The organism is Spirillospora sp. NPDC052242, assembly GCF_040679555.1.
Classification (GTDB): Bacteria; Actinomycetota; Actinomycetes; order Streptosporangiales; family Streptosporangiaceae; genus Spirillospora.
The window spans coordinates 113,844-135,475 of the sequence record NZ_JBFAUZ010000019.1; the positions used below are offsets into that span (position 1 = coordinate 113,844).

At 76.9% G+C, this 21,632-nt stretch carries 16 protein-coding genes and 2 tRNA genes; 8 read left to right on the top strand and 10 right to left on the bottom strand.

What is annotated here, in order from left to right; translation table 11 throughout:
- The first annotated feature begins 1 nt into the window (after nt 1).
- From AB0L25_RS17660 to AB0L25_RS17695, 8 genes are all read left to right on the top strand, one after another.
- Nucleotides 2–3,271: a DUF4132 domain-containing protein gene (locus AB0L25_RS17660; protein ID WP_500173249.1), complete on the top strand. Its 3,270-nt coding sequence runs from the start codon at nt 2–4 to the stop codon at nt 3,269–3,271.
- 26 nt (nt 3,272–3,297) lie between these two features.
- Nucleotides 3,298–3,954 (top strand): hypothetical protein, encoded by a 657-nt coding sequence (locus tag AB0L25_RS17665; protein ID WP_500173251.1) that lies wholly within the window; start codon nt 3,298–3,300, stop codon nt 3,952–3,954.
- Nucleotides 3,873–4,202 carry a DUF4132 domain-containing protein gene (locus AB0L25_RS17670; RefSeq protein ID WP_500173253.1) on the top strand — a complete coding sequence of 110 codons (330 nt, stop codon included), beginning with the start codon at nt 3,873–3,875 and terminating at the stop codon, nt 4,200–4,202. Before AB0L25_RS17665 ends, AB0L25_RS17670 begins: the two co-directional genes overlap by 82 nt.
- A gap of 17 nt (nt 4,203–4,219) precedes the next feature.
- A complete protein-coding gene (locus tag AB0L25_RS17675) occupies nt 4,220–5,314 on the top strand; it encodes an ATP-binding protein (RefSeq protein ID WP_500173255.1) in 1,095 nt (364 codons plus the stop codon).
- Entirely contained in the window at nt 5,314–7,656 is a 2,343-nt protein-coding gene (locus AB0L25_RS17680; RefSeq protein WP_500173257.1) for a DUF5682 family protein, read from the top strand. The genes AB0L25_RS17675 and AB0L25_RS17680 overlap by 1 nt, the downstream gene beginning before the upstream one ends.
- Nucleotides 7,653–8,834 carry a VWA domain-containing protein gene (locus AB0L25_RS17685; RefSeq protein WP_500173260.1) on the top strand — a complete coding sequence of 394 codons (1,182 nt, stop codon included), beginning with the start codon at nt 7,653–7,655 and terminating at the stop codon, nt 8,832–8,834. The genes AB0L25_RS17680 and AB0L25_RS17685 overlap by 4 nt, the downstream gene beginning before the upstream one ends.
- Nucleotides 8,831–10,855, top strand: a complete 2,025-nt coding sequence (locus AB0L25_RS17690; RefSeq protein ID WP_500173261.1) for a YehQ family protein — start codon at nt 8,831–8,833, stop codon at nt 10,853–10,855. Before AB0L25_RS17685 ends, AB0L25_RS17690 begins: the two co-directional genes overlap by 4 nt.
- 108 nt (nt 10,856–10,963) lie before the next feature.
- Nucleotides 10,964–11,383 (top strand): YciI family protein, encoded by a 420-nt coding sequence (locus tag AB0L25_RS17695; RefSeq protein WP_500173263.1) that lies wholly within the window; start codon nt 10,964–10,966, stop codon nt 11,381–11,383.
- Between the two features lie 190 nt (nt 11,384–11,573).
- Here the strand turns inward: AB0L25_RS17695 and AB0L25_RS17700 are convergent, their stop codons facing one another.
- The 10 genes from AB0L25_RS17700 to AB0L25_RS17745 all read right to left on the bottom strand — a co-directional run bounded on the left by AB0L25_RS17700 (nt 11,574) and on the right by AB0L25_RS17745 (nt 21,624).
- Nucleotides 11,574–12,512 (bottom strand): MBL fold metallo-hydrolase, encoded by a 939-nt coding sequence (locus AB0L25_RS17700; RefSeq protein ID WP_500173265.1) that lies wholly within the window; start codon nt 12,510–12,512, stop codon nt 11,574–11,576.
- On the bottom strand, nt 12,509–13,693 hold the full coding sequence (locus tag AB0L25_RS17705) for a vWA domain-containing protein (protein ID WP_500173267.1): 1,185 nt from the start codon (nt 13,691–13,693) through the stop codon (nt 12,509–12,511). Before AB0L25_RS17705 ends, AB0L25_RS17700 begins: the two co-directional genes overlap by 4 nt.
- Nucleotides 13,693–14,865, bottom strand: a complete 1,173-nt coding sequence (locus AB0L25_RS17710; RefSeq protein ID WP_500173269.1) for an AAA family ATPase — start codon at nt 14,863–14,865, stop codon at nt 13,693–13,695. The genes AB0L25_RS17705 and AB0L25_RS17710 overlap by 1 nt, the downstream gene beginning before the upstream one ends.
- Nucleotides 14,858–16,480, bottom strand: coding sequence for an ankyrin repeat domain-containing protein (locus tag AB0L25_RS17715; RefSeq protein WP_500173271.1), 1,623 nt, complete (start codon nt 16,478–16,480; stop codon nt 14,858–14,860). Before AB0L25_RS17715 ends, AB0L25_RS17710 begins: the two co-directional genes overlap by 8 nt.
- Nucleotides 16,477–17,607, bottom strand: a complete 1,131-nt coding sequence (locus AB0L25_RS17720) for a leucine-rich repeat domain-containing protein (protein ID WP_500173273.1) — start codon at nt 17,605–17,607, stop codon at nt 16,477–16,479. Before AB0L25_RS17720 ends, AB0L25_RS17715 begins: the two co-directional genes overlap by 4 nt.
- Nucleotides 17,607–19,202, bottom strand: a complete 1,596-nt coding sequence (locus tag AB0L25_RS17725) for an SDR family NAD(P)-dependent oxidoreductase (RefSeq protein WP_500173275.1) — start codon at nt 19,200–19,202, stop codon at nt 17,607–17,609. Before AB0L25_RS17725 ends, AB0L25_RS17720 begins: the two co-directional genes overlap by 1 nt.
- A gap of 32 nt (nt 19,203–19,234) precedes the next feature.
- A tRNA-OTHER gene (locus AB0L25_RS17730) sits at nt 19,235–19,306 on the bottom strand.
- 60 nt (nt 19,307–19,366) lie between these two features.
- Nucleotides 19,367–19,439 (bottom strand) — tRNA-Arg (locus AB0L25_RS17735).
- A 55-nt stretch (nt 19,440–19,494) separates the two neighbouring features.
- Nucleotides 19,495–20,424, bottom strand: coding sequence for a DUF5954 family protein (locus tag AB0L25_RS17740; protein WP_500173277.1), 930 nt, complete (start codon nt 20,422–20,424; stop codon nt 19,495–19,497).
- Between the two features lie 117 nt (nt 20,425–20,541).
- A complete protein-coding gene (locus AB0L25_RS17745) occupies nt 20,542–21,624 on the bottom strand; it encodes a rod shape-determining protein (protein WP_500173279.1) in 1,083 nt (360 codons plus the stop codon).
- Nucleotides 21,625–21,632: the final 8 nt, after the last annotated feature.

Genomic DNA, 21,632 nt, shown 5'->3' on the forward strand with positions numbered 1-21,632 from the left:
CATGCTCCCCGACGAAGACGCCCTGACCCTCCCCACCGCGTGGCGGCGGCACCTGCACCCCCGGCGCGGCGGCGCCCCGGGCCCGGCGATCCGGCCGGCCGGCCGCAAGGCCGTGCCGGAGCTGGTGGCGAAGGCGAAGGCGAAGAACGCGTTCACCGACCTGCGCGAGGACGACTACCGCACCCCCGCCGTGCACCGGCACCTGGCGGGGACGCCCGACCCCGCCGGCGCCGCGATGATCGCGAGCGTCGTCCTGTTCGTCCTCGACTGGCACCACCTCCCGGAGGACGCGAACCGCACGTTCGTCGACCACTGGGCCGCCGAGCACGGCGCCGCGTTCGCCGCCCGCGCCGCCGTGGAATGGACCCGCACGCCCCGCACGCACGGCGGCCTGAAGGGCGGCGAGCGGACGCTGTCCTGGTACACCGGCGATCCCGACCGGGCGCACCGCAGCGCGCTGCGCCGCGCCCGCGCCCTGCTGGCCGCCGCGACCGACGAGGAGTACGCGGAGGCCGAACGGCTGCTGGAGCCGTACCGGACGTCGCCGGCCCTGCGCTGGCCGGTGTCCTACCTGCTGCCCACCCGCCCGGACTGGCTGGCCGAGTGCCTCGCGGAGCCGGGCCGGCCGGACGACCGCGTGCTGTGGTACTGCGCCCTGAGCGACGCCGCCCAGCTCGGCGGCCCGGCCCCGAGCCCGTCCCGGGAGGACACGACGCGGGAGGTCCTCGTCACGCTCGCCGACGCGTGCGGCGCCGGCCTCCTCCCGTACCTGCTGCGCCACCTGGACGGCGCCCGGTCGCTGACCGCCGCGGAGCGGGCCGCCGTGTGCGAGACGATCGCGGTCCTGCCGTCCGACGCGGCGTTCCTGGCGCTGCTCGACCGGTCCCGGTCCGGCCGGGACCGCACGGTGCGGCAGGCGCTCGCGCAGGCGATGGAGCGGTTCCCGGTGCGGGCGCTGCGGCTGCTCGCCGGGGCCGGGACCCGGTACGCCCGCGAGCTGCTGGCCGGCCACGCGCGGGCGCACCCCGCCGCGGTCGCGGCGGCGCTCCCCGGGCTGCCGGCCGGGGAGCGCGCGGAGCTGGAGCGGTTCGCGGCACCGGCCGTCCCGGCGGCGGGCGCCGCCGCCGAACCCCCCGGGTTCCTCACCGATCTGCCGTGGGACCGCACGGTGAAGCCCGTCGTGCCCGGTCTGGAACCGCCCGCCGTCCGCGCCATGGCCTGGCGCGACGGCGAGCGCGCGGAATGGCTGGCCTCCGACAGCGGCACGGTCCCCCGCCCGGACGGAGGCTTCGAGGAGCTCGCCGAGAAGCGCCGCCGGGGCGAGCTGTCCGAGGTCGTCCCGCTGTTCCTGTACGGGCCGGAACCGCTCGTCCGCCCCCTCCTGCCCGGCTGGACCCTGGACGACGAGATCGCCTACCTCGAAGAGGACATGACGGTCATCATCGCCCGGTACGAGCTCGACGCGCTGGCGCCGACGCTGGCGTTCGCCGGCCGGGGGCTGCTCGTCCGCGAGGTGCTGCTCCCGTACACGGGCGAGGAGATCGCGCTCTGGATGGGGGACCGCCTCCCGCGGCCGGGCGGCGCCCATCTGACGGAGACGTGGTTCGACCGGCACGGGCTCGCCGCGGTGCCGTACCTCGTCCCGGCCGCGCTCGGCACGAAGGCCAAGCCCCGGCGGGCGGCCGAGACGGCCCTGCGCCACCTCGCCGACCGGCACGGCGCGGACGCGGTCGTCGCCGCCGCGGCGGACGCGTTCCCCGCGGCGGCGGCGGACGCGCTGCGGGACGTCCTGTCCGCGCATCCGGTGCGGACCGGCCTCGCGCGGCGCCCGAAGACGCCGGACTGGGCGGACGCCGCGGGCCTGCCCCCGGTGCTGCTGCGCGACGGCGGGGCCGCGCTGCCGCCGGACGCGGCGCGCGCGCTCGTCGACCTGCTGGCGCTGCCCGACCCGTACGAGGTCGGCGCGATGCGGGACGCCTGCGACCCCGCGTCGCTCGCGGCGTTCGGCCTGGCCCTGTTCGACCGGTGGCTGGCCGCCGGGGCGCCGGCCAAGGAGTCCTGGGCGCTGCTCCAGCTCGGCCGCACCGGCGACGGCGGAACCGTCCGCCGGCTCGTCCCGCTGATCGAGCGGTGGCCGGGCGAGCGCGGCTCCGCGAAGGCGGAGAAGGGCCTGGACGTCCTCGCCGCCCTGGGCACGGACATGGCGCTGTCCGCCCTCGACCGCATCGCCCGGACCTCGAAGTCCGAGGCGCTGCGCTACGACGCGAGGTCGCGGCTGGAGACGGCCGCCGCCGCCCGCGGGCTCGACACCGACCACCTCATGGACCGGCTCGTCCCCGACTTCGGCCTGGACGCGGACGCGTCGATGACCCTCGACTACGGGACGCGCCGGTTCCGCGTCGGCTTCGACGACGAGTTCCGGCCGTACGTCACCGGCGAGGACGGCGAGGTCCGTTCGTCCCTGCCCAAGCCCGCGGGGACGGACCCCGCGGATCCGGCCGTCGCCGCGTACCGGGCGTTCGCCGACCTGAAGAAGGACGTGCGGTCGGTGGTGGCGGAGCGGCGGCGCCGCCTCCGCAAGGCGATGCGGTACGAGCGGAGCTGGACGCCGGACGAGTTCCGCGACCACTTCGCCCGGCATCCCCTCGTGGGCCTCATCGCCCGCCGCCTCGTGTGGCTCGCCCGCGAGGAGGAGGACGGCGCGGCGACGGCGTTCCGGATCGCCGAGGACGGCACGTTCGCGGACGTCCGCGACGACCCGTTCGTCCCGCCGGAGTCCGCCCGGATCGGCGTCGCGCACCCGGTGCACCTCGGTGACGCCGTGGACGCCTGGCGCGAGGTGTTCGCGGACTACGAGATCCTGCAGCCGTTCCCGCAGCTCGACCACCCGGCCGTCCGCCTGACCGACGCGGAACGGGACGGCGACCGGCTCGACCGGTTCACCGGCCTCCGGCTGCCGGTGTACGGCCTGCAGAAGCTGCTGTACCGGGACGACTGGGTCATGGGGTGGCCGGAGAAGCCCGGCGACGAGACGCGGATCGCGCGGCGGCTCCCCGGCGGACGGTGCGTCGTCGTCGGCCTCGGCACCGGGCCGTGGCCCGCCGGGGACGGCCACGTCACCGTGCACGACGTCCGCGCCGCGACCGGCCCGGTCGGGCAGCGCGCGCACGCGGGCGCGCCCGTCCGCTTCGGGGACCTCGCCCCGGTCGCGGTGTCGGAGACCCTGACGACCCTGACCGGCGTGATCGACCCGACCGGCGCGACCGGCTGACACCCGAACGGACCCAGCACGGACCCATGACGACGACGGACGAGAACCACCTGACGCTCCCGGACGCCTGGCTCGGCGACCTGCATCCGCGGCGCGGCGGCGTCCCGCTGCCGGTCGCGGCACCGGCGCGGACGGCGCCGCGCCGGGCGCGCGCGCTCATGCGCGAGCACGCCGCCGCGATCGCGTCGCTCAGGGAGGGCGGGTACGGCGACCCCGGCGCTGACCCAGCTCGCCGCGACCGGCGACGCCGGACCGTCCGGCTGCTCGCCCCGCTCGTCCGCGCGTGGGGGGACGGCGGCGGCGTCGCGCGCGCGGCGCGCGGCCTGGACGTGCTCGTCGCGATCGGGTCCGACGCCGCCCTGGGCGCGGTCTACGACATCGCGCTGCGGGCGAGATCGTCCGGCCTGTGGCGGGAGGCGCGGACCAGGTTCGACCGGGCCGCCGCCGAGCGCGGGCTCACCCCCGAGCGGTACGCGGACCGGCTCGTTCCGGACTTCGGCCTGTCCGCGGACGGGAGCATGGTGCTCGACTACGGGCCGCGCCGGTTCACGGTCGGGTTCGACGAGCAGCTCCGGCCCTACGTCGCGACGAGTCCGGCCGGGTGCGCAAGACCCTGCCGAAGCCGGGCGTCAAGGACGACCCCGTCCGCGCGCCCGCCGCACGCGCGGCGTTCACGACCCTGAAGGCCGACGTCCGCGCCGTCGCGTCCGACCAGCGGCGCCGGCTGCGGCGGGCGATGGTGGCGGGCCGCCGGTGGGAGTCCGCCGAGTTCCGCGACCTCGTCGCCGGGCACCCCCGTGACCGGCCCACGGGAACCCTCGTGCCCGATTTCCCCTATTCGCCGGACGGTGCCAGCATGATCGGCACCCGCGCCGAAGTGTCCGACGCGCTTGCCACACTGGTCGCCACGGCCCGGTCGGCCGCCCGATGACCCCCCGGAAGAAGGACATGACTCAGGACACCCACGAGCTGCAGCGGCCGCCCGCCGAGGTCCGGTACGCCGCCGAGCTGGAGAAGCTCGCCCAGGACGACACCGGCCCGAAGCCCCCGGGATGGGCGCTGAGCCTGACGGCCGCGCGCCGGTTCATCGTCGGCGACGACCGGCTCGGCGTCACCCGCAAGTTCGTCGGCGACACCGCGCTGATCGACCGGGCGCTGGTGACGCTCGCGACCAGCCGCGGGCTGATGCTGGTCGGCGAGCCCGGCACCGCGAAGTCGCTGCTGTCGGAACTGATCGCGGCGGCGGTCAGCGGCACCTCCACGCTGACGATCCAGGGCGGCGCCGCCACCACCGAGGACCAGATCAAGTACTCGTGGAACTACGCGCTGCTCGTGTCGGAGGGCCCCTCCACCCGGTCCCTGGTGCCCGCGCCGCTGCTCACCGGCATGTCCGAGGGCCGCGTGGTGCGGTTCGAGGAGATCACCCGCTGCCCCCTCGAAGTGCAGGACTCCCTGCTGTCCCCGCTGTCGGACCGCGTCATGGCGATCCCGGAGCTGGCCGGCCCGGAGTCGATGGTGTTCGCCCGCGACGGCTTCAACGTCATCGCCACCGCGAACACCCGCGACCGCGGCGTCAACGAGATGAGCGCCGCGCTGAAGCGGCGGTTCAACTTCGAGACGGTGTTCCCGATCGCCGACTTCGCCGTCGAACTCGACCTCGTCGAGGCGGAGGCGGCGCGGCTGCTGGAGCGCAGCGGCGTGCAGGCCCCGCCGCGCCGGGACGTCCTGGAGGTGCTGGTCACCACGTTCCGCGAGCTGCGCGCGGGCGTCACCGAGGAGGGCCGGTCGCTGGACCGGCCGCAGGCGGTGATGAGCACGGCGGAGGCCGTGTCCGTCGCGCACGCCGTCGGGGTGCGGGGCTGGTTCCTGCGCGGGGAGCCGGGCGGCGCCGCCGACATCGTCGAGTGCCTCGCCGGGACCGCCGCCAAGGACAGCCCCGACGACCTCGCCCGGCTGCGCCGCTACCTGGAGCAGCAGGCGCCCCGCCGCAAGGGCGAGCAGTGGAAGGCCCTGCACGACGCCCGGCACCTGCTGCCCGGCTGATGGCGGTCACGTTCGTCGGGGTCCGGCACCACAGCCCCGCCTGCGCCCGCCTCGTCCGCGAGACGATCGAGCGGCTCCGGCCCGCGCACGTCCTCGTCGAGGGGCCCGTCGACTTCACCGGACGGCTGGACGAGCTGCTGCTCGGCCACGAACCGCCCGTCGCGATCTTCAGCTACCACCGGGACGGCGAGCGGATCGGCCGCTGCTGGACGCCGTTCTGCGGCTACTCGCCCGAGTGGATCGCGCTGCACGCGGGCCGCGCGGCGGGCGCCGAGGTCCGGTTCATCGACCTGCCCGCCTGGCACCCCGCGCTCGCCGACCGCGACAACCGGTACGCCGACGCCGAGAAGCGGTACGCCGAGGTGACGGGGCGGCTGCTGCGCGAGTTCGCCGTCGACAACACCGACGTCCTGTGGGACCACCTGTTCGAGATCGCCGACCACGGGGACGGGCTCGCCGAACGCCTCGACGCCTACTTCGACCTGCTGCGCGGCGAGGCCGACACCGGCCCGGACGACACCGCCCGCGAGGCGTACATGGCGCGGTGGATTCGCGCCGCCGAGGCCGCGGCGGACGGCCGTCCCGTCGTCGTCGTGACCGGCGGGTTCCACACCCCCGCCCTGCGCGCCCTCACCGCCGCCCCGGAGCCGGGCGACGGCGGCGAGGGCTGGCCGGAGGTCCCCGGACCGCCGGACGGGTCCGAGGGCGGCAGCTTCCTCGTCCCGTACTCGTTCAAGCGGCTCGACGCGTTCACCGGCTACCAGTCCGGCATGCCGTCCCCCGAGTACTACGAGCGCCTCTGGACGGACGGCCCGCACGGCGCGGCCGCCGCGCTCACCGAGTCCGTCGTGGCGCGGCTGCGCGAGCGGCGGCAGGCCGTCTCCACCGCCGACCTCATCGCCGCCCGCACCCTCACCGACGGGCTCACCCGGCTGCGCGGCCACCGCGCGCCCGCCCGCACCGACCTGCTGGACGGCCTGGTCGCCGCGCTCGTCGCCGACGACCTCGACCACCGGCTGCCGTGGACGTCCCGCGGCCCGCTCGGCCCCGGCGCCCACCCGGCCGTCGTGGAGATGGTCGCGGCGCTCAGCGGCGACCGCGTCGGCCGGCTGCATCCCGACACGCCCGCGCCGCCGCTCGTCCACCACGTCGCGGCGGAACTGGAGCGGCTCGGGCTCGACAAGGCCGGCCCGCTCACGGTCAAGCTCACGCGGCCGCGCGGGCTGGAGCGCAGCCGCGCCCTGCACCGGCTGCGCGTCCTGCGGATCCCCGGGTTCCGGCGCGAGTCCGGGCCCGCCAGCGGCGCCGACCAGGTGCTGGAGGAACGCTGGCGGATCGACGCCCCCGACCCGCACGGCGAGCGGGAGGCCGCGCTGATCGAGGCGGGCGCGTACGGGCCGACGCTCGCGGACGCGGCCGCCGCCGTCCTCGACGGGCGCGGCGCCCGCGCCGGCACCGACGTGGAGGGCCTCGCGGACGTGCTGTTCGACGCGGCGCTGTGCGGGTGCGCCGACCAGTCCGGCCGCGTCGCGGCGTCCCTCGCCGCCGGGATCGGCGCCGCGTCGGACGTGGCCGCGCTCGGCACCGCGCTGGAGGTCGTCCTCGGGCTGTGGCGGCACGACCGGGTGCTCGGCACCGCCGGGAGCCCCATGTTCGGGTCCGTGATCACCGAGTGCACGGACCGGCTGCTGTGGCTGCTCGAAGGGATCCGCGGCGGCCCCGCCCCCGCCGACCTCGGCCGGCTGAGCGCCGTCGCCGCCGTCCGGGACGCGCTGCTGCACGCGTCCGCGCCGCCGTCCGCGGGCGGCCTCGGGCTGGACGCGGACGCGGCGCGCGGCGTCGCCCGGCGGCTCGCCGCCGCCCCGGACGTCCCGCCCGACCTGCGCGGCGCCGCGTTCGGCCTCGCCCGCGCCCTCGGCGACGCCGCCGACGCGGCCCGCGCCGTCCGCGGCGCCGCCGCCCCCGGCACGTTCGGCGACTGGCTCGCCGGGCTGTTCGCGCTCGCCCGCCAGGACGTCCTGGACACCGGCGGCGGCCTCCTCGGCGTGCTGGACGAACTGGTCGACGGGCTGACCGAGCACGAGTTCCTCGTCGCGCTGCCCGCGCTGCGGCAGGCGTTCGAGTTCTTCCCGCCCCGCGAGCGGGAGGCGATCGCGCACGGCCTGCTGGAGCACCGCGGCGTGCGGGGCTCCGCCCGCGCGCTGCTGCGGCCCGCCGCCATCGACCCGATGCTGGTCGCCGCGGCCCGCGAGCTGGAGGAGCGGGTGGGCCGCGCCCTCGCCGCCGCGGGCCTCGCGGACGTCCCAGAACACGGCGGCACCGGACAAGGAACGCAGGCATGACGACCCCCGACCTGGAACGCTGGCGGCTGATCCTCGGCGCGCCCGCCGACCCCGCCACCGGCTGCCCGACCGGCGACGCCGCCGCCCGCGACGCCGCCCTCGACTGGCTCTACGGCCGCGACCCCGACCTCGCCCGGCGCGGCGTGCGGCGCGGCGGCGGGCGCGGCGCGGGCGGCAACGACGGCGGTCCCGGGGACGCCGACCGCGCCGACGACCGCACCGGCGGCAGCGGGCCGTCGCAGCTCACCACCGTCGACTGGCTCGACGCGGTGCACCGGCTGTTCCCGAAGGAGACGATCGAGCGGATCGAGCGCGACGCCGTCGAACGCTACGAGATCCACGACGTCGTCACCGACCCGGCCGTCCTGGAGCGCATCGAGCCCGACCAGACGCTCCTCAAGGCCGTCCTGCGCACCAAGCACCTCATGAACGACGACGTGCTGGCGCTCGCCCGCCGCATCGTCGAGCAGGTCGTCCGGCAGCTCATGGAGAAGCTCGCCACCGAGGTGCGGCAGGCGTTCCACGGCACCCGGTCGCGGCGGCCCAGCCGCATCAAGCACTCCCGCAACTTCGACTTCCACCGCACGATCCGCGCGAACCTCGCCCACTACCGCCCGGACGAGCGGCGCCTCTACATCGAGGAGCCGAAGTTCCTGTCGCGCACCCGGCGGCACGTCGAGCGGTGGCAGCTGATCCTGCTGGTCGACCAGTCCGGCTCGATGGTGGGCTCGGTCGTCCACTCGGCCGTCACCGCCGCCTGCCTGTGGGGGCTGCCGGGCCTGCAGACGCACCTGATCGCGTTCGACACCTCCGTCGTCGACCTCACCGACGACGTCACCGACCCCGTGGAGCTCCTCATGAAGGTGCAGCTCGGCGGCGGCACCGACATCGCCCGCGCGGTCGCCTACGGCGCCGGGCTGGTGGACAACCCGCGCCGCACGATCGTCGCCGTCGTCTCCGACTTCTACGAGGGCGGCGACGCGAACCGGCTCGTCCGCGACGTGCGCAGGCTGTCCGAGCAGGGCACCCACGTGCTCGGCCTCGCCGCGCTCGACGAGGACGCCAACCCCGACTACGACCGGGACCTCGCCCGCCGCCTCGCGAACGCGGGCGCGCACATGGGCGCGATGACGCCCGGGGAGCTCGCCGAGTTCGTCGCGGAGAGGATCGGCCGATGACCGCCGCCGCGCCCACGCGCACCGACCTGCTGTCGCTGACGCCGGACGCGCTCGCCGCCCTCGCCAACCGGGGCCTGGTCAAGCGCGCCGCCAAGGACCTCGACGCCGGCAACGGCCCGGACATCACCACGTCCGCCGACGGCGGCGTCGAGGGCGCGTTCCCCGACGGCACCCGCGCGTCCCTGCCCGCCGGGGCCGGACTGGACGCCGCCACCTGCACGTGCGCGGCCACGGGCGCCTGCCGGCACCGCATCTGCCTCGTCCTCGCCTACCAGCGCGCCCACGCCGACACCGGCGGGAACGGCGGAGCCGAGGGCGGCACCGGCGACTCCGGCGGCGCCCCCGCGCCCGCCGCCCCGGACGTCCCCGCGGACTGGACGCCCGGCGCGTTCGACGACGACGCGCTCGTCCGCGTCCTCGGGCAGCGCGCCCTCACCGCCGCCCGCCGCACCTTCCGCTCCGGCTACTCGGCGACGGTCCGCCGCCCCACCCCGCAGGACCCGGTCGCGCAGGTCGAGCTGCCGAGCTGCACCGTCCGGTTCCTGGTGCCGGGCGAGCTCGGCTACGTGCACACCGACGCCGTCGCCGCCGTCCGCGGCCAGGCCACCGTCCTCGCCGTGTGGGCGTTCCGGGAGGCGGACGAGCGCGGCCTCACCGCCGCCGAGGCCCGCGTCGACGTGGGCGGCACCCGCTCCGGCACCGCCGACTCCGCCCTCGACGCCGCCGTCGAGCTCGCCGACCAGGTCCTCATGGAGGGCGCGGTGCACGCCGGGCCGGTCCTCGCGACCGGCCTGCGCCGCACCGCCGCCGAGCTCGCCGCCCGCGACCTGCACTGGCCCGCGGCCGCCGCCGACGACCTCGCCGGGCAGCTCGCCGCCTACCACGAGCGCCGCGCCGACCACGACCCCGCCCGGTTCGCCGCGCTCCTCGCCGAACTGCACGCCCGCCGCCGGGCGTCCCGCGCCGACGCCGCCGCCGTGCCGCGCTCCGCCGTGCTCGGCACCGACGAGGCCGCCGAGACCCCGCTGCGCCGGGTGCGGCTCGCCGCGCTCGGCTGCCGCGTCGGCGGATCCGACGGCACCCGCACCGCCGACGTCTACCTCGCGCACGCCGCCACCGGCATCGTCCTGGTCCTCAAGCGCCGCTGGGACGTGCCCGACGGGGAGCGGGTCACGGGCGCCGACCTGGCCGGGCGCCGGATCCTCGGCGCGTCCCTGCGGTCCCTCGCCGCCGCGAACGTCGTGTCCGAGAGCGCCACCCGCAGCGCGGGCCGGGTCGTCCGCGTCGCCGCCGGGCGGATCGCGAAGACGACCGTCACCCCGCTCGGCGGCGCGTGGGACAGCCTGCCCGCCGGCCTGCGCGTCACCGACCTCGAGGCGCTCCGGCGGAACCTCGAGGAGCTGCCGCCGCGGCTGGTGCGGCCCCGGATCGAGGCGGAGTTCGTCCGGGTGCTGGAGATCGCCGAGGTGCACGACGTCGGCTACCACCCCGGCGCCCAGCGGCTCCAGGCGCGCGTCGCCGACGCGGCCGGCGGCACCGCCGTCGTGTCCGCCGAGTACAGCCCGCACCGCCCCGCCGCCCTGGACGCCCTCGCCGCCGCGCTCCCCGAGACCGTCATGATCGCGGGGTCGGTCCGCCGCGACCGCGGCGGCCTCGTCGTCGACCCCTTCGCCGTGCGGACCGCCGACGGCGCCACGGTCGTCCCCGACCTCGCGCCCGGCGACGGCTCCGGCGACCTCGACGCGCCCGTGCCGCGCCCGCCCGACCCGCTGGCCGCCGTCCTCGACGCCGCCCTGGACGTCACCGGCGAGGCCGCCCACCGCGGCCTCGCGCACGCCCCGCCCACCTTCCGCGACCGCGTCGCCCGCACCGCCGCCGACCTGCGCGGCGCCGGGCTGCGCACCGCCGCGGACGCGCTCGACGCCCTCGCCGCCGCCCTCGGCGCCGACGACCGGGACGCCACCGCGCGGGCGTGGGCGACCGCGCAGATCCGGCTGCTCGCCACCGCCGAACTCCGCTGAGAGATCTCCTGAAGAAAATTTGGCGGCCGTGTTGATCCGCGCGGTCCCCGTTCGACCTATGGGTGAAGGGGGCCCGGAGGGGGCCGCCGAAGCGAGGGAGACGGAACCGTGAAGTACATGCTGATCATGCGCGCGACCGACGAGGCCTACGCGCAGATGGGGGACTTCGACTTCACCGAGATGCTCGAGACGGTGGGCCGGTACAACGAGGAGCTGATCAAGGCGGGCGTGCTGCTCGCCGCGGAGGGCCTCGCCGACGCCGAGGAGGGCGTCGTGGTCGACTACTCCGCCGACACGCCCGTCGTCACCGACGGCCCGTACGGGGAGACGAAGGAGCTGTTCGGCGGCTTCTACATCCTGAACGTGGCCTCGAAGGAGGAGGCCGTCGAGTGGGCCAAGCGGATGCCGATGGGCGGCCCCGGGTTCAAGACCGAGATCCGCCGCGTCAGCACGATCGACGAGTTCCCGCAGGACAACGAGTGGATCCAGAAGGAGCGCGCCTGGCGCGAGTCCACCGGCCAGCTCTGAACCCGGGCCGGCGTCGCCGGTGCGCCCGCACCGGCGGCGTCAAGCCGGTGGCCCGATCCGGCCAAGCGCCGCCGCGGGCTCTGGACGCCGCCGAAACCGGGTACCCCATCTACGTGTTCTGGACATTCCTGGGGTGCGTGGCCCTGCTGCTGATCTGCGGCGCCGTCCAAGACCGGTACGGCAGCCGGCACTAGGCCGAGCAGGTCAGCGGCCGCCCGCCGTTGTAGGCGACCATGTCGGTCAGGGCCGACACCGCGTCGATCTCGCCGCCCGGCTCGACGCCGTCGAGTTCGGCGTAGGCCCGGTACAGGTTGCCGACGATCCGTTCCGGATCGGTCAGCTCCGCGTACGCGCCGAGGTCGGTCTCGCGGGCCGCCTCCAGCGGGGACAGCCCGGCCGGCTTGGCCTCGGCGGCGACGCCCTGCAGGAACCGCAGGTAGCCGAGGACGTCGCCGATCAGTTCGGGGCCCGCCACGGGGCCGTGCCCGGGGACGATCGTCGCGGCGTCCAGCGGCGCCACGACGTTCTCCAGCACCTCGGCCAGCCCCGCCACCGACCCCTGCAGGACGAACGGGGTGCCGCCGTTGAACAGCAGGTCGCCGCAGAACAGCACGCGGCGCTCGGGGATCCACACGATCGAGTCGTTCGTGGTGTGCGCGGCGGTCCCCACGTGCCGGACCTCGCAGCGCAGGTCGTCCGCCCACAGCGTCACGCCGTCGGTGTAGGTGAGGAACGGCGGCTCCAGTTCGACGTCGCCCCAGTCGACCTTCGTCCAGAACGGCTCGTCGAACGGCTTCCCCCACGCCAGCACGCCGTCGCGGGTCCGCTCGTGCCCGACGACCGTGGCGCCCGCGAACAGGTGGTTGCCGAAGGTGTGGTCGCCGTGGTGGTGGGTGTTCACGAGGGTCCGGACGGGACGCGGCGTCACCGACGCGATCGCGTCCAGGTACGCGCGGGTGCGCCGCTCGGTCGAGCAGGCGTCCACGCTCGTCACGCCCCGCGAGCCGACGAGGAAGCCGGTGTTGTTGATCCACCAGGTGCCGTCCGGCTGGACGTACGCGAAGATCCCGTCGGAGACCTCCTCGAGCCGGGCCGCGCCGGGACCCTCGCGGTGGGGTGCATCGCTCATGTCGGACTCCCTGGTGACGGGCCGAGCCGGACGGTCTCGATCCAGGCGGGCGGCGCGGGCGGGTCGGTGCCGACGAGCGCGGCGATCAGCCGGCACGACGGCGCCTCGGCGGGCCACGGAGTGTAGCCGTCGGTGAGGACGATCACCACCTGCGGGCGGTCGCGCCCGGCGAGGGCCCGCTCGATCCCGACCCGCATGTCGGTGCCGCCGCCCCCGCCCAGCTCCACCTGATCGGCCGACGTCACCCGCGACACGGCCTGCACGTCCGCGTCGCACGCCAGCACCGCCACCCGGTTCCCGCGGATGCCGACCTCCCGCAGCACCCCGGTGACCTCGGCGAACGCCGCCGCCAGGTCGTCCTCGCCCATCGACCCGGACGTGTCGATCACGATCGCGACGCGGGGGAGGGGGCGGCGCAGGCTCGGCAGGACCGCGCCGCGCAGCGCCGGGGTGCGGCGGGACGGCCGCCGGTAGGTGTAGTCGACGGCGCCGCCCGCCCACGCGACCGCTTCCCTGACCGCGCCCGCCAGCACCCGCCGCCAGTCCACGACCGGTTCGAGGACCTCGTCGGCCCACCGCCGCCACCCGCCCGGCACGCTCCCGCGCGCCCGCCGGTGCGCCCGGATCGCCTCGGCCGTCGCGCGGCGCAGCGCGTCCGCCTCGACGGTCCCGACGCCCGGCCCGTCCGTCCCGTCCAGCTCCCACGGCGCGGGACGGCCGTGCGCGCCGGAACCGCAGTCGCACACCGGGCCCGGCGGGACGCCCGGCAGGTACTCCTCGAACAGCCGGCCCTCGGGCAGCCCGAAGTCGCCGGGCAGCACCCGCCCGGCCGGGAGCGCCAGCCCGTCCGCGACCAGGTCGTCGTTGATCTCGCAGTCCTGCGCGACGTTGACCCGCACGTGGTCGCGCTGGTCGGCGGCCGGGAGCCGGGCGGCGCGCCCGTGGTGGTCGCGCAGCAGGTGCGCCACCTCGTGGATCCACACGCCCGCCAGCTCCGGGACGGGCGTCGCGTCGACGAACGCGGGCGACGCGTAGCAGCGCCAGTGCCGGTCCACCGCCATCGTGGGGACGCTCTCGGTCGGGACGACCGTCAGCGAGTACAGCGCGGACGCCAGGTACGGCCGGTCGGTCGCGGCGCGGTACCGGGCGGCGAGCAGCTTCGTCCGGTCGAGTCCGCCCATCAGCCGGGCAGCGCGCCGGAGAGCCGCAGCAGGTCGACGAACCCGTCGATGCCGCTCGGCACGGGCCAGTCGGGTTCGCGGAGCGCCGCCAGGTCGGCGGCGGCCCGCGCGGCGACGTCCGGCACGCCCGCCTCGACCGCCTTCGCCAGGACGTCCCAGCCCGCCTCCCAGCGCCGCCGCGTCGGGTCGTCCTGCACCGCCGACACCACGGCCGTCAGGAACGCGAGCTGCCGGTCGCCGCGCTCGGGCAGCGCGAACGCCGACGGGTCCGCGAGCACCCGGTTCGGGTCGGGAAGGTCGAGCTCGTCCAGGTAGGCGAGCAGCTCCAGGCCCGCGCCGTCCCCGACGGCGCCGACGACGGCCGCCGCGACCGCGTCCGCCCGCGCGCCCGTCGCGTACCCCGTCGCCAGCAGCCGCAGCGCCATCTCCCACGTGCGCGGCGACGGCCACGCCCCGCCGCGCGCCTCCGCGTCCCCCGGCAGATGGTGCGCCAGACCGGGACGGGCCGTGAGGAACCCGGACACCGCGCCCCGCGCCCGCGCGACCGCCGCGGCCGCCTTCCCCGGATCGACGGCGGGCATGGACGGCTCCGGCCACGTGCCCGCCATGCCGCGCGCGACGGTCGCCGGCTCGTGCGTCCACCGCAGGTGCACGAACCGGTTCGCCAGCGGCGGGCTCAGGTGCCAGCCGTCCGCCGCGCTCGCCGGCGGGTTCGCCGCCGCGACGACCCGCACCCGCTCCGGCAGCGCCAGGCTCCCGACCCGGCGCTCCAGCACCACCCGCAGCAGCGCGGCCTGCACGGCGGGCGGCGCCGACGACAGCTCGTCGAAGAACACCACGCCGCGCCCCGCGGTCGCGAGCCGGACGGCCCAGTCGGGCGGCGCCATCGGCACGCCGTGCGCCGCCGGGTCGTCCCCGATGATCGGCAGCCCGGCGAAGTCGGACGGCTCGTGCACGCTCGCGATCACCGTTTCCAGCGGCACGCCGAGCCCGCCCGCGAGCCGCTCCAGCCCGGCCGACTTGCCGATGCCGGGCTCGCCCCACAGCAGCACGGGGACGTTCGCCGACACCGCGAGGGCGAGCGCCTCGAACTGGGTGCTGCGGGCCGGTTCGGTGCGCCACGCGCCGGCCCGCCGGTTCAGGTCGTCCGCCGCGGAGAGAAGGTCAGTCATCCAGGAAGTCCAGATCCTCGCGTTGCTGCCACTCGATGAGATCGCCCAGGTCCATGCCGTTGTCGTCGGTCACGTCGGTGCGGGCGCCCGCCTCGCGCAGCGCCCGGACCAGGCTCGCGGGGCCCATGTCGCCGACCGCGACGTGCAGCGGCGTGCGCCCGTGATGGTCGACGTCCTCCAGCCCCAGCCCCGCCTTCAGCAGCAGCGGCAGCATCGTCTCGTGGTCCATCACGTACAGCTGGTGCATCAGCGTGCGCCTGCGGCCGCCGTCCCGGACGCGCGGGTCGACGCCCGCGTCCAGCAGCGCCAGCACGCCGTCGGTGTCGCCGTGCTGCACCCGCAGGAACAGCTCCCGCCGCTGCTCCCGCAGGGCGCGCGGGAGCCGCCCCTCGCCCGTCCGCCACGCCTGCCGGACGGCGAAGCAGCCGGACACCGCGCCGCCGAACGCGCGCAGCGCGTCCTCGCGGCGCCGCTCCTCCTCCGAGTGCGGGATGTCCAGGTCGCCGCCGCGCGACCGGACCTCGTGCCACTCGCCCTTGCAGCGCACCCGCACCGGCTCCGGAAGCGCCGGACCGGGCGGCCCCGCGGGCCCGTCCGCGGCCGGACGCGCGGGGAACAGCGCCGACCGGACGAGCGGGTGCAGCTCGTCCGGCGAGACCGCCCCGTGCCGCACCAGCTCGACGTCCATCGGACGCCGCCAGTGGTGCTCGGGGAAGTGCACGCCCTCGCTGCGGTAGGCGTTCCCCGCGCGCACCAGCGGACGATCGCCGCCGCCGTTCCGCTCGACGACGAGCGCACGGTGCCAGCCGACCTCGAACACCGCGGCGTCCGCGCCGCGCTCGGCGGCCCGGGCGGCCGCGCGCGCCATCAGCGGCGGCGACACCGGCATCCGCGCGACCGACGCGCGCGGCCCGTCGCGCCACATGTAGCCGTACCCCTCGGGGAAACCGAGGTCCGCGTCGAGCCCCACCGCGTCGAACGCCGCCTCGATCTCGCCGCGGTCGAACAGCAGCAGCGACCACTCGGCGCGCGCCGTCGCGTCCGCCTCCGGGCCGGGATCGGACGACGGCAGCTCGGCCGCCGTCAGCGGCGTCCCGTCGGGGTGCAGGAACGGCGCCCGGCCGGGACCGCCGCCCGCGTGCCGCAGCAGGTCGCCGCAGAACCGGTCGTCGAACAGGTGCCGGTCTTCGGTCCAGTCGATCGGCGCGCCGTAGAGGTCGTCGTCCCGGCCGAACGTCAGCCGGAGCCGCTGCGCCCCGTTCACGTACAGCGGCGTGGCGACGCACAGGGTGGCGTCGTCGCCGTAGCGGCCCAGCGCGACCAGGCTCTTGTTGAGGATCGTCGTCCGCCCGCAGCCCTGGCGCGGCAGGTGCCAGTGCAGCAGGTCGGGAACGAAATGCCGCAGATCGTCCGCGAGCCGGTCGACGTCGGTCACGCCGTGCTCGTCCGCGACCCGGTCGAGGTCGAACCCGACGTCCACGTTCGCCGCCGCGCACGCGCCCCGCCAGTCGCCCGCCAGCCGCCGCTCCGTCGCCTCCTCGATCATCCGGCGGGTGACGGCGTACCGGCGGATCCGCCGCCACACCGCCAGCTCGCCGTGCCACGCGGCTCTCACCGGTAGACGCTCCCGATCGCGCGCAGGTCCTCGTGGACGCGGGCCGCGGGCCGCAGCCGCCCGGCCAGCGCCCGCTTCACCTTCCGCGGCACGCCCGGCCCGAACCCCACGTACTCGAGCCGCGTCCGCTCGTCCACGCGGTCCAGCAGCGCCTTCGCGCCCCGCCCGGTCACCCCGGTGTGCCGCAGTTCCAGGCGGCGCAGCGGGCTGGACGGGAGCGCACCGGCCAGCGCCGCCGCGCCCGCGTCGCCGGTCTCGTTCGACGGCGCGCCGAGCGCCCGCTGCGACGGCGGGCGGCCCAGGTCGAGCGCCTCGACGCCGTCCAGGACCCCGGCGAGCGCCCGCGCCCCGTCCGGCCCGAGCCCGTTGCCGCCGAGGCCGAGCCGCACCGGACGTCCCGCGTCGACCGCGCCCGCGATCGCCGCCGCGCCCCCGTCGCCGAGGTGGTTCGCCGCCGCGTACAGCTCCCGCACCCCGGCGTCCCGGACCAGCGCGGCCAGCAGGTCCGCGGCCTCCGGCCCCAGCCCGTTGCCGCCGACGAACAGCCGGTCCAGCGGCACGTCCCGCGCCGCCAGCGCGTCGGCGAGGGCCCGCAGCCCGTCGAGGCCCACGCCCGTGTTCACCAGGTCGAGCGTCCGCACGCCCGCGTTCCGCCGCAGCATCCCCGCGATCGCCCGCACCCCCTTGTCGCCCACCGGGTTGCGCTTCAGCCACAGGCTCCGCACCTCCCCGTCGGACGCGAGGGCCCCGGCGAGGGCCGCGGCGCCGTCCGGCCCGATGCGGTTGCAGCCGAGGTACAGGGTGCGCAGGCCGTGCCCGGGGACGAGCGCGCCCGCGACCGTCCGCGCGCCCTCGTCGCCCATCGCGTTCGTCCCGAGGAGGACGTGCGCGGCGTGCGGCGACCGCGCCGCCGCCGGGACGACCCGCGCGACGCCCGCCGCCCCGAGCCCCTGCTTGCACAGGTCGACCCGGCCGTCCTCGCGCAGCGTGCCCAGCGGGAACGTCTCGTCGCCCGCGACCGGCGCGCCGTCCGCCAGCCGCGCGAGCAGCGGATCGAGCCGGGCGGGATCGGCCGCCGGCACGTCCGGGTGCTCGATCGCCGGGCAGCGTACTGGGGTCGGTTCCATCACCACTCCACGGGTCGGTAGTCCTTCAGGAAGAGCCCGGACAGCCGCTCCCCGCGGACGCCCCGCACCACCGGGTCGTACACGCGGGCCGCGCCGTCGATCACGTCCAGCGGCGGCCGGAACCCCGCCTCCCGCTGCGCGGCCTTGTCCGGGTGCGGCCGCTCGTCGGTGACCCAGCCGGTGTCGACGCTGGTCATGTGGACGCCCGCCGCCGCGTAGTCGGCCGCCGACGTGCGGGTCATCATGTTCAGCGCCGCCTTGGCCATGTTCGTGTGGGGGTGCCGCACGGTCTTGTTCGCCCGCGAGAAGCTGCCCTCCATCGCCGACACCTGCACCACGTACCGGTCCGGCCACGGCGACGCCTCCAGCAGGCCCCGCAGCCGCGAGGTCAGCAGGAACGGCGCGAACGCGTTCACCATCTGCACCTCCAGCCACTCCGCCGGGTCCACCTCGTGCAGCCGCAGGCTCCAGCTGTTGCGGTCCCGCAGGTCGAGCGGCTCGCCCGTCTCGTCCGTCCGGCCGGCGGGGAACGACGCCTCGTCCGGGAACACCGGCACGAGCGCCGGCGCCGCCCGCACGCCCTCGGCCACCGCGACCCGCGCGGCCGGGCCGTCCAGCGGCAGCGCCTCCGCCGCCCGCACCTCCCGGTGGTACGCGGGCGGCCGCCGGATGGTCTGCGCCGCGTTGTTGACCAGGACGTCCAGGTGGTCGAACCGCTCGTGCACCGCCTCCAGCAGCCCCGCGACGCCCGGCATGTCCAGCAGGTCCACCCCGTGGACGTGCAGCCGGTCGAGCCACGCGCCGCTGTCGTCCACGGCGGCGAACCGCCGCGCCGCGTCCCTCGGGAACCGCGTCGTCACCATCACCTCGGCGCCGTCCCGCAGCATCTTCAGCGCCACATGGAAGCCGATCTTCACGCGGCCCCCGGTCACCAGCGCCCGCCGCCCCCGCAGATCGCACCGCGCGTGCCGCCGCGCCGCGTTCTCGTCCGCGCACCCGGGGCACATCGTGTGGTACTCGGGATGAACCTCCCGGAAGGCCGCCTTGCACACGTAACACCGCCGCTCCCGCCGCAACCGCACCCCACTCCGCCCGGATGCCCCACCCCCCGACGCGACCTCCGCACCGGTCATGACCGCCCGGTCGCCACCGACCGCGCCCCGCACACCCGCCGCGCCGGGCGCGGCCGGGCTCGCGGTGCCGGTGGACGTGTCCGGGGCGGGGCCGGTTCGGGGAGGGGTGGGGTTCGCGCGTGGAGTGCCGGCCGAGGCGGTGCCGGCGGCGGGCGGGGGTGCGGCTGGGGCCGTCGGGCGTTCGGGTGGGGTCGGGGAGGGGTTCTGGTCGCGGTGGCGGGCGGTGGACGCGAGGGTGTCGAGGTCGGTGCGGCGGTGGTCGGTGCGGCGGGTGCGCTTGCGGGCCTTCTTGCCCGCGCGGTGCAGCAGGGACGCGGCGTCGTGCACGGCTCGCCAGCGCGGGTCGTCGGGGTCGGTGGACCGGGCGCGCTCGAGCACGGCGAGGCACGTGGCGAGCTCGTCGGGGCGCGGGGCGTCCGCTCCGCCCGACGGCTCCTGGACGCGCGGCGGAACGGGCGACACGGGACTCCTCACCACCGGGGAACGGACGGGGGTGGAGCCGGCCGGAGTCGAACCGGCGTCCTCCGCATTGCTGTGCGGCGCGACGTCCTCTGCGCTACGGCCCCACCGGGCGGCAGCGTAACGGACGAGTCCGACGAATCGCGCGCCCGAAAGGAACGGGTGGGCGAGGCCGGTCGGATTCGAACCGACGTCCTCCAGCTCGCAGCTAAGGCGCGACGACCTCTGCGCTACGACCTCGCCCGCACGGCAGCGTAGCGGACGCATCCGACGGTTCGTCCGTGATCGGACTCGGTCAGTCGAAGGGGGTCTCGTCGGACGGGCGGGCGGGTTCGGGGCCGTCCGGGCCGACGCGGATCATCCGGGCGACGCGGGCGATGCGGAACCGGCGCCCGCACGCGACGAACTCGACGCCGCGGCCGTCGTCGACGCGGTCGGCGGCGCGCGCGTACTCGGCGAGCTCGCCGGGGCTCGGCGGCGGCGTCTCGGGCGGCGGGAAGCGGGGGAGGGTGCGGCGGAAGTAGTGCGCGAGCGCGCGGCGGGCGTCCTGCGGGCCGGTGCCGCCGGTGATGGGGCGCCAGTGGTCGTCGCGGTCCTCGACCACGGCGAACAGCGGCGGCAGCAGCACGACGCCCGGGTAGGCGCGGACGGCCGCGAGCGCCTCGCGGCGTTCGTCGTCCGGGACGCTGCCCTCGTCCGGCACCAGGCCGAGCAGTTCGAGGCGGAGCGTGGCGTCGGACGGGCCGACCGGGGCGGCGGGGTCGAGCCGGAACCCGTCGATCGGGCCGCCCTCGACGTCGGTGGCGCGGACCGGCTCGGGGCCGTCGGCGCCGAGCCGGGCGAACGGCGGCACCCGGACGATCCGGTACCGGCGCCCGCCGACCGCGCACTCGGTGCGGACGGGGGCGTCGAGGTCCTCGGGGTCGAAGGCGTCGGCGAGGGCGCGCATCTCCGCGCCCGCCGCCGGTTCGGCCTTCGCCGCGCCGTCCCGCAGGCGGATCGCCAGGTCGACGCGGGCCTCGTAGGGGTCCATGCAGTCGAGCGACAGGATGCGCCAGACGCCGTCGGCCTGCTCGGCGAGCCCGAACTCGGGCGGGCCTGCGGCGATGATCCTCGGGTAGGCGCGCATCCGCTCGGCGGCCTCCTGGTCGCGGACCGCCGCCACCGGGTCCAGGTCCCGGACGACGTTGATGAGGTCGTGGCCGGGCATCTCCTCGAAGGGCATGCGTCCATCGTGGCGCCGCGCGCGCTTCCGCGGGGCGGAAACGGCCACCCGGTCAGCGTCCGGATGACTCCGGCTCAGGAGGCCGGTCAGGTTCCCGCCCCGCGGAGGACGCGGCGTTCAGTACTCGGGCTGGTATTCGGGCATGTAGTCGGGGACGGTCGTGAGCACCTGCGGGCGCGGCTCGCTGTCCCGGGCGGACGGCTCCTCGCTGCCGGCCGAGCGCAGCACCTCGGCGGCGCCGAGCACGGCGGCGTCGCCGGTCTCGTCGCCGAGCCGCGCGCCGAGCCCGACCCGTTCCCGGATCAGCCGGTCCAGGCCGGGCAGCCGGGCGCAGCCGCCGGTCAGGGTGACGCCGACGCTCAGCAGGTCGCCGGAGACCTCGGGCCCGCAGCCGGTCAGCCCGGCCCGGATCGCCTCGATGATGCGGGCGAGCGGCGCCTCGATCGCGCGCTGCACGTCGGCGGTGGTCAGCACGACCTGGCGGGGCAGGCCGCTGGAGACGTCCCGGCCGGTCACCACGGTCTGCCGGGCGGGCCGGCGGCCCAGCGGCGGCACCGCGCCGACCTCGAGCTTGGCCTGCTCGGCGGCGGCCGCGGACAGCGTCACCCCCTGCTCCCGGCGGACGAGCCGGATGATCGCCCGGTCCATCGCCGCGCCGCCGACGGCGGCGGTGTGCGAGGTGACCAGGCCGCCGAACGCGATGACGCCCACGTCGGTGAGGTCCGCGCCGATGTTGGCGACGACGGCGACCTCCGGACGTCCGGCGGAGGTCATGCCCATGCCGATGGCCGCGGCGATCGGGGTGGGCACCAGCGTGAGCCGCCGCGCCCCCGCCTGGTAGGCGGCGAACTGCAGGGCCCGGTAGTGCACCGGGGTCATGCCGCTCGGCACGGTCGCGACCACGCGGGGCCGCGCCATGTAGTGCTTGCGGTGGTGGTGCCGCACGAGGCGGCGCATCAGCCATTCGGCCTCATCGGTCTCCGTCGGCGCCCCTTCCCGGATCGGGCGCACGAGGGTGACGTCGGGGTTGCGGCCCGCCATCTCCCGCGCCGGGGTCCCCAGCGCCAGGATCCGGCCCGTCTGCCGCGAACGGGCGAGCAGCGACGGCTCCCGGCAGACCACGCCGTTTTTCTCGACGTGCATCCGCACGGTCGCGCTGCCCAGGTCGATAGCGGTGTCACGGCCCGCGAAGTCCCACATTCGCGTCC

Excerpts from the sequence above, each read along its gene's own strand:
- AB0L25_RS17705 (WP_500173267.1), bottom strand. The coding sequence starts at position 13,693 with ATGGGCGGACTCGACCGGACGAAGCTGCTCGCCGCCCGGTACCGCGCC.
- AB0L25_RS17700 (WP_500173265.1), bottom strand. The coding sequence starts at position 12,512 with ATGAGCGATGCACCCCACCGCGAGGGTCCCGGCGCGGCCCGGCTCGAG.
- AB0L25_RS17690 (WP_500173261.1), top strand. The coding sequence starts at position 8,831 with ATGACCGCCGCCGCGCCCACGCGCACCGACCTGCTGTCGCTGACGCCG.
- AB0L25_RS17685 (WP_500173260.1), top strand. The coding sequence starts at position 7,653 with ATGACGACCCCCGACCTGGAACGCTGGCGGCTGATCCTCGGCGCGCCC.
- AB0L25_RS17720 (WP_500173273.1), bottom strand. The coding sequence starts at position 17,607 with ATGGAACCGACCCCAGTACGCTGCCCGGCGATCGAGCACCCGGACGTG.
- AB0L25_RS17680 (WP_500173257.1), top strand. The coding sequence starts at position 5,314 with ATGGCGGTCACGTTCGTCGGGGTCCGGCACCACAGCCCCGCCTGCGCC.
- AB0L25_RS17660 (WP_500173249.1), top strand. The coding sequence starts at position 2 with ATGCTCCCCGACGAAGACGCCCTGACCCTCCCCACCGCGTGGCGGCGG.
- AB0L25_RS17710 (WP_500173269.1), bottom strand. The coding sequence starts at position 14,865 with ATGACTGACCTTCTCTCCGCGGCGGACGACCTGAACCGGCGGGCCGGC.
- AB0L25_RS17675 (WP_500173255.1), top strand. The coding sequence starts at position 4,220 with ATGACTCAGGACACCCACGAGCTGCAGCGGCCGCCCGCCGAGGTCCGG.
- AB0L25_RS17745 (WP_500173279.1), bottom strand. The coding sequence starts at position 21,624 with ATGTGGGACTTCGCGGGCCGTGACACCGCTATCGACCTGGGCAGCGCG.
- AB0L25_RS17740 (WP_500173277.1), bottom strand. The coding sequence starts at position 20,424 with ATGCCCTTCGAGGAGATGCCCGGCCACGACCTCATCAACGTCGTCCGG.
- AB0L25_RS17665 (WP_500173251.1), top strand. The coding sequence starts at position 3,298 with ATGACGACGACGGACGAGAACCACCTGACGCTCCCGGACGCCTGGCTC.